The organism is Streptomyces sp. SM1 (assembly GCF_002910825.1).
Lineage (GTDB): Bacteria > Actinomycetota > Actinomycetes > Streptomycetales > Streptomycetaceae > Streptomyces > Streptomyces okerensis.
Genome location: NZ_NEUB01000819.1, coordinates 1 through 9,595, shown reverse-complemented (window position 1 = coordinate 9,595; position 9,595 = coordinate 1). Strand labels below are relative to the sequence as shown.

At 66.9% G+C, this 9,595-nt stretch carries 5 protein-coding genes and 3 rRNA genes; 3 read left to right on the top strand and 5 right to left on the bottom strand.

The genetic code is table 11. The features are described 5' to 3' along the window. The 3 genes from B9S61_RS25530 to rrf form a co-directional block, all read left to right on the top strand. Positions 1-615, top strand: a 16S ribosomal RNA gene (locus tag B9S61_RS25530); the annotation flags it as partial. A 312-nt stretch (positions 616-927) separates the two neighbouring features. Further along, positions 928-4,053: ribosomal RNA gene (locus B9S61_RS25525) — 23S ribosomal RNA — on the top strand. Between the two features lie 89 nt (positions 4,054-4,142). Then, positions 4,143-4,259 (top strand): 5S ribosomal RNA (gene rrf / locus B9S61_RS25520). A 71-nt stretch (positions 4,260-4,330) separates the two neighbouring features. Here rrf and B9S61_RS25515 read toward each other — a convergent pair. The 5 genes from B9S61_RS25515 to B9S61_RS25495 all read right to left on the bottom strand — a co-directional run. Beyond that, on the bottom strand, positions 4,331-5,641 hold the full coding sequence (locus B9S61_RS25515; protein ID WP_103544339.1) for a DUF58 domain-containing protein: 1,311 nt from the start codon (positions 5,639-5,641) through the stop codon (positions 4,331-4,333). Then, positions 5,641-6,630, bottom strand: coding sequence for a MoxR family ATPase (locus tag B9S61_RS25510; RefSeq protein ID WP_103544341.1), 990 nt, complete (start codon positions 6,628-6,630; stop codon positions 5,641-5,643). The genes B9S61_RS25515 and B9S61_RS25510 overlap by 1 nt, the downstream gene beginning before the upstream one ends. Further along, positions 6,630-7,826, bottom strand: a complete 1,197-nt coding sequence (locus B9S61_RS25505) for a DUF4350 domain-containing protein (protein WP_103544338.1) — start codon at positions 7,824-7,826, stop codon at positions 6,630-6,632. Before B9S61_RS25505 ends, B9S61_RS25510 begins: the two co-directional genes overlap by 1 nt. Next, on the bottom strand, positions 7,823-8,578 hold the full coding sequence (locus B9S61_RS25500; protein WP_103544337.1) for a DUF4129 domain-containing protein: 756 nt from the start codon (positions 8,576-8,578) through the stop codon (positions 7,823-7,825). Before B9S61_RS25500 ends, B9S61_RS25505 begins: the two co-directional genes overlap by 4 nt. Before the next feature lie 4 nt (positions 8,579-8,582). Beyond that, positions 8,583-9,595 (bottom strand): glycerophosphoryl diester phosphodiesterase membrane domain-containing protein (locus tag B9S61_RS25495; protein WP_258039850.1); only part of this gene is annotated, 1,013 nt, incomplete at its 5' end.

Below are 9,595 nucleotides of genomic sequence, written 5' to 3'. Positions count from 1 at the left end.
AGCGGCGGAGCATGTGGCTTAATTCGACGCAACGCGAAGAACCTTACCAAGGCTTGACATACACCGGAAAGCATTAGAGATAGTGCCCCCCTTGTGGTCGGTGTACAGGTGGTGCATGGCTGTCGTCAGCTCGTGTCGTGAGATGTTGGGTTAAGTCCCGCAACGAGCGCAACCCTTGTCCCGTGTTGCCAGCAAGCCCTTCGGGGTGTTGGGGACTCACGGGAGACCGCCGGGGTCAACTCGGAGGAAGGTGGGGACGACGTCAAGTCATCATGCCCCTTATGTCTTGGGCTGCACACGTGCTACAATGGCCGGTACAATGAGCTGCGATACCGCGAGGTGGAGCGAATCTCAAAAAGCCGGTCTCAGTTCGGATTGGGGTCTGCAACTCGACCCCATGAAGTCGGAGTCGCTAGTAATCGCAGATCAGCATTGCTGCGGTGAATACGTTCCCGGGCCTTGTACACACCGCCCGTCACGTCACGAAAGTCGGTAACACCCGAAGCCGGTGGCCCAACCCCTTGTGGGAGGGAGCTGTCGAAGGTGGGACTGGCGATTGGGACGAAGTCGTAACAAGGTAGCCGTACCGGAAGGTGCGGCTGGATCACCTCCTTTCTAAGGAGCACTTCTAGGCTGCTTCGGCAGTCCAGGGGCCAGTTCATCGGCGAACGTCCGGTGCTGGTTGCTCATGGGTGGAACGTTGACTATTCGGTCCTGTTTCTCGGGCCGGTGGCTGCAAGTACTGCTCTTCGGAGCGTGGAACGCACGATCACCGGACGGGGCGGGGCCGGGCACGCTGTTGGGTGTCTGAAGGTACGGCCGCAAGGTCTGTCTTCAGTCGCCGGCCCCAGTGAACTTGCCTGTGAGGGCAGGGTGATGGGTGGTTGGTCGTTGTTTGAGAACTGCACAGTGGACGCGAGCATCTGTGGCCAAGTTTTTAAGGGCGCACGGTGGATGCCTTGGCACCAGGAACCGATGAAGGACGTGGGAGGCCACGATAGTCCCCGGGGAGCCGTCAACCAGGCTTTGATCCGGGGGTTTCCGAATGGGGAAACCCGGCAGTCGTCATGGGCTGTCACCCTTGCCTGAACACATAGGGCAAGTGGAGGGAACGCGGGGAAGTGAAACATCTCAGTACCCGCAGGAAGAGAAAACAACCGTGATTCCGGGAGTAGTGGCGAGCGAAACCGGATGAGGCCAAACCGTATGCGTGTGAGACCCGGCAGGGGTTGCGCATACGGGGTTGTGGGATCTCTCTTGACCAGTCTGCCGGCTGGTCGACGAGTCAGAAACCGTTGATGTAGGCGAAGGACATGCGAAAGGTCCGGCGTAGAGGGTAAGACCCCCGTAGTCGAAACATCAGCGGCTCGTTTGAGAGACACCCAAGTAGCACGGGGCCCGAGAAATCCCGTGTGAATCTGGCGGGACCACCCGCTAAGCCTAAATATTCCCTGGTGACCGATAGCGGATAGTACCGTGAGGGAATGGTGAAAAGTACCGCGGGAGCGGAGTGAAATAGTACCTGAAACCGTGTGCCTACAAGCCGTGGGAGCGTCGCGTTGAGTGCTTGCACTCAACGTCGTGACTGCGTGCCTTTTGAAGAATGAGCCTGCGAGTTTGCGGTGTGTTGCGAGGTTAACCCGAGTGGGGAAGCCGTAGCGAAAGCGAGTCCTAATAGGGCGTTTCAGTAGCACGCTCAAGACCCGAAGCGGAGTGATCTAGCCATGGGCAGGTTGAAGCGGAGGTAAGACTTCGTGGAGGACCGAACCCACCAGGGTTGAAAACCTGGGGGATGACCTGTGGTTAGGGGTGAAAGGCCAATCAAACTCCGTGATAGCTGGTTCTCCCCGAAATGCATTTAGGTGCAGCGTCGTGTGTTTCTTGCCGGAGGTAGAGCACTGGATAGGCGATGGGCCCTACCGGGTTACTGACCTTAGCCAAACTCCGAATGCCGGTAAGTGAGAGCGCGGCAGTGAGACTGTGGGGGATAAGCTCCATGGTCGAGAGGGAAACAGCCCAGAGCATCGACTAAGGCCCCTAAGCGTACGCTAAGTGGGAAAGGATGTGGAGTCGCACAGACAACCAGGAGGTTGGCTTAGAAGCAGCCACCCTTGAAAGAGTGCGTAATAGCTCACTGGTCTAGTGATTCCGCGCCGACAATGTAGCGGGGCTCAAGCGTACCGCCGAAGTCGTGTCATTGCAGCATATACGGCCAACGCCGGCTGTGATGGGTAGGGGAGCGTCGTGTGCCGGGTGAAGCAGCCGCGGAAGCGAGTTGTGGACGGTTCACGAGTGAGAATGCAGGCATGAGTAGCGATACAAACGTGAGAAACGTTTGCGCCGATTGACTAAGGGTTCCTGGGTCAAGCTGATCTGCCCAGGGTAAGTCGGGACCTAAGGCGAGGCCGACAGGCGTAGTCGATGGATAACCGGTTGATATTCCGGTACCCGCTGTGAAGCGTCAAACATCGAATCCAGTGATGCTAAGCCCGTGAAGCCGCCGGCTGAGTCTTCGGACGAGGTCGGAGTGGTGGAGCCGGTGACCCGAGCTGGTAGTAGGTGAGTGATGGGGTGACGCAGGAAGGTAGTCCATCCCGGGCGGTGGTTGTCCCGGGGTAAGGGTGTAGGCCGGACGGTAGGTAAATCCGCCGTTCATTAAGGCTGAGACCTGATGCCGAGCCGATTGTGGTGAAGTGGATGATCCTATGCTGTCGAGAAAAGCCTCTAGCGAGTTTTATGGCGGCCCGTACCCTAAACCGACTCAGGTGGTCAGGTAGAGAATACCGAGGCGTTCGGGTGAACTATGGTTAAGGAACTCGGCAAAATGCCCCCGTAACTTCGGGAGAAGGGGGGCCATCACTGGTGAGAGGACTTGCTCCTCGAGCTGGGGGTGGCCGCAGAGACCAGCGAGAAGCGACTGTTTACTAAAAACACAGGTCCGTGCGAAGCCGTAAGGCGATGTATACGGACTGACGCCTGCCCGGTGCTGGAACGTTAAGGGGACCGGTTAGTCACTCTTCGGGGTGGCGAAGCTGAGAACTTAAGCGCCAGTAAACGGCGGTGGTAACTATAACCATCCTAAGGTAGCGAAATTCCTTGTCGGGTAAGTTCCGACCTGCACGAATGGCGTAACGACTTCTCGACTGTCTCAACCATAGGCCCGGTGAAATTGCACTACGAGTAAAGATGCTCGTTTCGCGCAGCAGGACGGAAAGACCCCGGGACCTTTACTACAGTTTGATATTGGTGTTCGGTTCGGCTTGTGTAGGATAGCTGGGAGACTGTGAACTCTGGACGCCAGTTCAGGGGGAGTCGTCGTTGAAATACCAGTCTGGTCGTGCTGGATGTCTAACCTGGGTCCGTGATCCGGATCAGGGACAGTGTCTGATGGGTAGTTTAACTGGGGCGGTTGCCTCCTAAAGAGTAACGGAGGCGCCCAAAGGTTCCCTCAGCCTGGTTGGTAATCAGGTGTTGAGTGTAAGTGCACAAGGGAGCTTGACTGTGAGACCGACGGGTCGAGCAGGGACGAAAGTCGGGACTAGTGATCCGGCGGTGGCTTGTGGAAGCGCCGTCGCTCAACGGATAAAAGGTACCCCGGGGATAACAGGCTGATCTTCCCCAAGAGTCCATATCGACGGGATGGTTTGGCACCTCGATGTCGGCTCGTCGCATCCTGGGGCTGGAGTCGGTCCCAAGGGTTGGGCTGTTCGCCCATTAAAGCGGTACGCGAGCTGGGTTTAGAACGTCGTGAGACAGTTCGGTCCCTATCCGCTGTGCGCGTAGGAGTCTTGAGAAGGGCTGTCCCTAGTACGAGAGGACCGGGACGGACGAACCTCTGGTGTGCCAGTTGTCCTGCCAAGGGCATGGCTGGTTGGCTACGTTCGGGAGGGATAACCGCTGAAAGCATCTAAGCGGGAAGCCTGCTTCGAGATGAGGACTCCCACCTCCTAGAGAGGGTAAGGCTCCCAGTAGACGACTGGGTTGATAGGCCGGATATGGAAGCACCGTAAGGTGTGGAGTTGACCGGTACTAATAGGCCGAGGGCTTGTCCTCAGTTGCTCGCGTCCACTGTGTTGGTTCTGAAACCACGAACAACCCCATGCCCGGTCACGGTGTGGTGCGGTTGAACGGTTTCATAGTGTTTCGGTGGTCATAGCGTAGGGGAAACGCCCGGTTACATTCCGAACCCGGAAGCTAAGCCTTACAGCGCCGATGGTACTGCAGGGGGGACCCTGTGGGAGAGTAGGACGCCGCCGAACAAATATTGAGGAGAACCCCGCACCTATCGGTGCGGGGTTTTCTGCGTTTCATTCCCCACCGTCTCCGTACATCACAGGCGGCCCGCCGACTTCAGGGCCAGGTAGGCGTCCGCGAGGGCCGGTGCCAGTTCCTCCGGGGTCGCGTCCACGACGGTGACACCGCGCCGGCGGAGTTGTTCCGCGGTGCGGTCGCGCTCCGCTTGGGCCTGGGCCGCTGCCGCCGCCTCGTAGACGGCGTCGGCGTTTCCGCGTGCCGTGGCCATTCCGGCGATGTGCGGATCCGCCACCGAGGCCAGGAGCACCGTGTGGCGTTGGGTGAGCCGGCCGAGCACCGGCAGCAGGCCCTCCTCGATCGGGGCCGCGTCGAGCGTCGTGAGCAGCACGATCAGGGAGCGCCGGGGGGAGGTGCGGAGGGCCATAGCCGCCAGTCCCCGGGCGTCGGTCTCGACGAGCTCGGGTTCGAGCGTGGCCATGGCGCCGACGAGGGACGGGAGGACATCGCCCGCGGTGCGGCCCTGGACGAGGGCACGCAGGCGACGGTCGTAGGCGAGGAGGTCGACGCGGTCGCCGGCGCGGGAGGCCAGGGCCGCGAGGAGCAGGGCCGCGTCCATGGAGGCGTCCAGGCGCGGGGCGTCCCCGACGCGGCCGGCGGAGGTGCGGCCGGTGTCGAGGACCAGCAGGATGTGGCGGTCGCGTTCGGGACGCCAGGTGCGTACGGCGACCGCGGACTGGCGGGCGGTGGCGCGCCAGTCGATGGACCGGGTGTCGTCCCCGGGGACGTAGTCGCGCAGGCTGTCGAACTCGGTGCCCTCGCCCCGGGTCAGCACGCTGGTGCGGCCGTCCAGTTCGCGCAGGCGCGCCAGTTTGGACGGCAGATGCTTGCGGCTGGTGAACGGCGGCAGGACGCGCACCGTCCACGGGACCGTGTGGGTGCCCTGGCGGGCGAAGAGGCCGAGGGGGCCGTAGGAGCGCACGGTGACCCGGTCCGCCCGGCGGTCGCCGCGGCGGGTGGGGCGCAGGCGGGTGATGACGCGTCGGCGTTCGCCCGGGGGGATCACCAGACGGTGGCGTGAGGCGGCCGTCTCCGTACCGGGCTGCCAGCTGCTCGGGGGCCAGGCGTCGCGGATGCGGGCGCGGAGCGGGCGGCGGGACGGGTTGGTGATCGTGAGCGTGAGGTCCGCGGTGTCGCCGAGGCGTACGGCGGTGTCGCCGGAGCGGGTCAGGCCGAGCCGGCGTACCGGGGCGGCCAGGGCGAAGTCGCAGGCGCAGGCGACCGCCAGGGGGGCGTTCACGGCGAGGATGCCGGTCCAGCCGGGTTCCCAGATGCCGACGGGGAGGGAGCCGAGTGCCGCGAGCAGGGCGGCGCGTCCGGTGGGGGCCATCAGCGGGGGACGGGAACGTGGGCGAGGATCGCGTTGATGACCGAGTCGGTCGTGACGCCCTCCATCTCGGCCTCCGGGCGGAGCTGCACCCGGTGGCGGAGCGTGGGCAGGGCGAGGGCCTTCACGTCGTCGGGGGTGACGTAGTCGCGGCCGGTCAGCCAGGCCCAGGCGCGGGCGGTGGCGAGCAGCGCCGTGGCGCCCCGGGGGGAGACGCCGAGGGTGAGGGACGGCGATTCGCGGGTGGCGCGGCAGAGGTCGACGACGTAGGCGGTGATCTCCGGGGAGACCGTCGTCGCCGCGACCGCGCGGCGGGCGGCTTCCAGATCGGCGGCGTTCGCGACGGGGCGCACGCCGGCGGCGCGCAGGTCGCGCGGGTTGAATCCCCCGGCGTGGCGGGTGAGGACGTCGATCTCGTCCTGGCGGGAGGGCAGGGGGATGGTGAGCTTGAGGAGGAAGCGGTCGAGCTGGGCCTCGGGGAGCGGGTAGGTGCCCTCGTACTCGACGGGGTTCTGGGTCGCGGCGACCAGGAACGGGTCCGGGAGGGGACGGGGGGTGCCGTCGACGGTGACCTGGCGTTCCTCCATGGCCTCCAGCAGGGAGGACTGGGTCTTCGGGGGCGTGCGGTTGATCTCGTCCGCGAGGAGGAGGTTGGTGAAGACCGGGCCGGGCTGGAAGGAGAACTCGGCGGTGCGGGCGTCGTAGACCAGGGAGCCGGTGATGTCGCTCGGCATCAGGTCGGGGGTGAACTGGACGCGTTTGGTGTCGAGCTCCAGGGCGGCGGCGAGAGCGCGGACGAGGAGGGTCTTGGCGACGCCGGGTACACCCTCGAGGAGGACGTGGCCGCGGCAGAGCAGAGCGACGACGAGGCCGGTCACCGCGGGGTCCTGGCCGACCACGGCCTTGGCGATCTCGGCACGCAGGGCCTCCAGGGAGGCCCGGGCGGTGGCCGGGTCCCCGGTGTGCGCGGCGTTGTCAGTGGTCGGGTCCATCATGGACGGCGTACCTCTCTTTCGAGGGCGTCGAGTTGGTCGGCGAGCCGGATGAGCGCTGTGTCGTCGCCGGGGGGCGGGCCGAAGAGGAGGGTGTGCAGGGACTGTCCGTCGCCCTGGAGGTGAGCGGACAGTGCGGGGAGCAGGGCCTCGGGCGCGTGTGCCTGGGGGGCGGGGACGCCTACGAGGGGGGCGAGGCGGGTGCGTGTGGTGGTGCGGAGAGCGGTGGCCGCGCGGTCGCGGGCGTTCGCCTTGCGGTAGAGGCGGGCGCGTCCTTCGGCGGTTTCGGAGGCGCGGATCGCGACGGGGAGTTTCTCGGGGACCAGGGGGCCGAGCCGGCGTGCCCGCCACAGGGCGGCCAGGCCGGCCGCGATGAAGAGCTGCAGGGTGCCCCAGAGCCAGCCGGAGGGGAGCAGGTCGAAGAAGCTGCGCTCGCCCTCCTCGGGGGCGGCGGAGGCGTCGGCGAGCGAGGGCAGGTACCAGACCAGATGCGGGCGGGAACCGAGGAGTTGCAGGGCGAGTGAGGCGTTGCCGTGCTCGTCCAGGCGGTCGTTGAGGAGGATGTCGGGGGCGCCGAGTACGACGGTGTCGCCTTCACCGGAGGGGGCGGGGAGGCGCAGCAGGGTGGACAGGCGCTCGCTGGGGTAGCACTCGTCGGCGGTGAGGCGGGTGGTGATGTAGCGGATGCCGCCCGTGTCGGCGGTGCCCGCGCGGCGGGCGGCGGGCAGTTCGCAGTCGGGGGAGAGGGTGGAGCCGAAGCTGGTGGCGGGGTCGGCGGTGACGCCGGGGGCGAGGCGTTCCACGGAGGCGCTGCCGGCGGAGACCAGGACGGTGCGGCCGCCGGACCGGGCGAAGGCGGAGTGCAGCCTGGCCTGCTGACCGGGGGTCAGCAGGTCGGGGACGGCCACCAGGAGGGTGGTGTCGGGGCCGGTCGCGGTCGATGCCTCGTCGAGGGTGGTGACCACCCGGGTGTCCACGCCGCGGTCGGCCAGCAGTGCGGCGACGGCGCGGCTGCCGTACGGGTCGGCGGAGCGTGGGTCGAGTTCGCCGTGGCGGGCGTCGGAGCGGACCACGGCGATCGCGACGGCCGCCGCGAGGAGCAGCACCAGGGCGAGGGTGATGCCTCGCGTGCGGGTCCATACCTGGCGGGCGGTGGGCGAGGCCGAGGTGGACGGGAGCGTGACCTCGGTCGTCATCCGGCGGCTCCCCGGCGGGTGTCGGTGTCCGCGCCCCGGCTGCCGCCGCTGCTCGCGAGCTGCGGCTTGGCGCGTTCCAGGTCGCGGTCGAGTTCGGCGATCTGCCGGTACGACGCCTCCGTGGCTGCCCTGCCGCCGTATGTCACGTCGTCGAAGGCGCGGGCGGCGGTGCGCAGCCCGCCGGTGTGGGCGGGCAGGGCACGGCCGGCTTCGGCGGCGGCCTCGTCGGCGGTGCGGCCGGGGCGGATGTCGAGCAGGGCGCGCTCCTCCAGGGCGCGCACGATGGCCCGCATGCGTTCCTGGACGGCCTGGTTCCAGTGGCTCCGGGCGGCGTGTGCCCCGGCGGCCGCGCGGTGTTCGGCGGCGCTGCGGGGGCGGTCGTCGAACAGGGCCGGCGCGGATGCCGGCCGGCGGCGCGGGGTGCCCAGCCGCCACCACAGGGCGCCCAGGACGGCGATCACGGCGGCGGCGACCACGAGCAGGCCGAGGACACCGCCCGGGGTCGCGGTGGAGGCGGCGTCGAACAGTGTGGCGACCCAGTCCCAGAAGGCGTCGAGGGCCCGCTGGTACCAGCCGGGGTCGTTCTCGTGGTACACGCGTTTGGACAGCTCGTCCCGGGCCGCCTCCCGCGCGGGATCGCGGGGGACGGTGACGGGCGGCTCGTCGCCGCCGCGCGGCAGCAGGCGTACGGCCGTGTCGGCGGCCGCGGGCCGTGTCTGTACGCGGGTGAGAACTCCCCCCGGGGCGGTCACCGCATCAGCTCCCCGGGACGGTGCCGGGAGCGTGGTCCTGGACGCCTGCGGCGCGGGCCAGTTCGAGGTCGAGGGCCTCACGGCGGATGCGCTGGTCGATGTAGAGGAGCACGGTGACGCCGGCGGTGATCGGGAACGTGATCATGGCGCCGATGACCGAGCCGATGCCGCTGACGATGAGGAACGTCCAGCCGATGTCGCCGCCGGCGCTGTTGAGGAAGCCGGTGACGCCGTCCCCGCTGAGGGCCGAGGCGAGGAAGGTGAACGGGATGACGATGATCGACGCGACGACGTTCGCGATGATCGTCGCGAGGAGCTGGACGCCGAAGACCCGCCACCACGAGCCGCGGACCAGCTTGGCGGAGCGGCTCATCGCCTTCAGGACGCCCTGCTTCTCCAGCATCAGGGCGGGCGAGGCCAGGGAGAAGCGGATCATCAGCCAGAGGGCGAGCACGCCGGCGCCGATGATGCCGAGCACGGTGAGCCCCACGCCCACCTCACTGCCGGCCGCCATGGTCACGAGGAATCCGGGCAGGGCGCCCACGGTGACGACACCGGCGGTGATGAGCAGCAGCAGGCAGATCAGGCCGAACAGTCTGATGATCAGAGGGTGGGCGTCGCGCCAGGCCTCGCCGGTGGTGACCGGTTTTCCGAGCACCGCGCGGCTGGTCACGGTGGTGAGCAGGGCGGTGGCGGCGACCGTGCCGACCAGGGTGATCAGGAAGATCACGCCGGAGTCGAGCAGGGCTTCGCCCATGGCGTCGGTCAGTTCACCGAGGGTGGCGCTGGGGTCGTTGAGGGCCTCGGTGCTCGCGTTGTCCAGGACGAGGCCCTGGAGCAGGACGACGACGATCTCGGTGAGGACGGCGACGGTCAGTGCGATGCCGAGGACCGTGCGCCAGTAGGTGCGCATGGTGGAGACGGCGCCGTCGAGGATCTCGCCGACACCGAGCGGGCGGAGCGGGATGACGCCGGGCTTGGCCGCGGGCGGGGGACCGCCCCAGCCGCTGCCCCAGC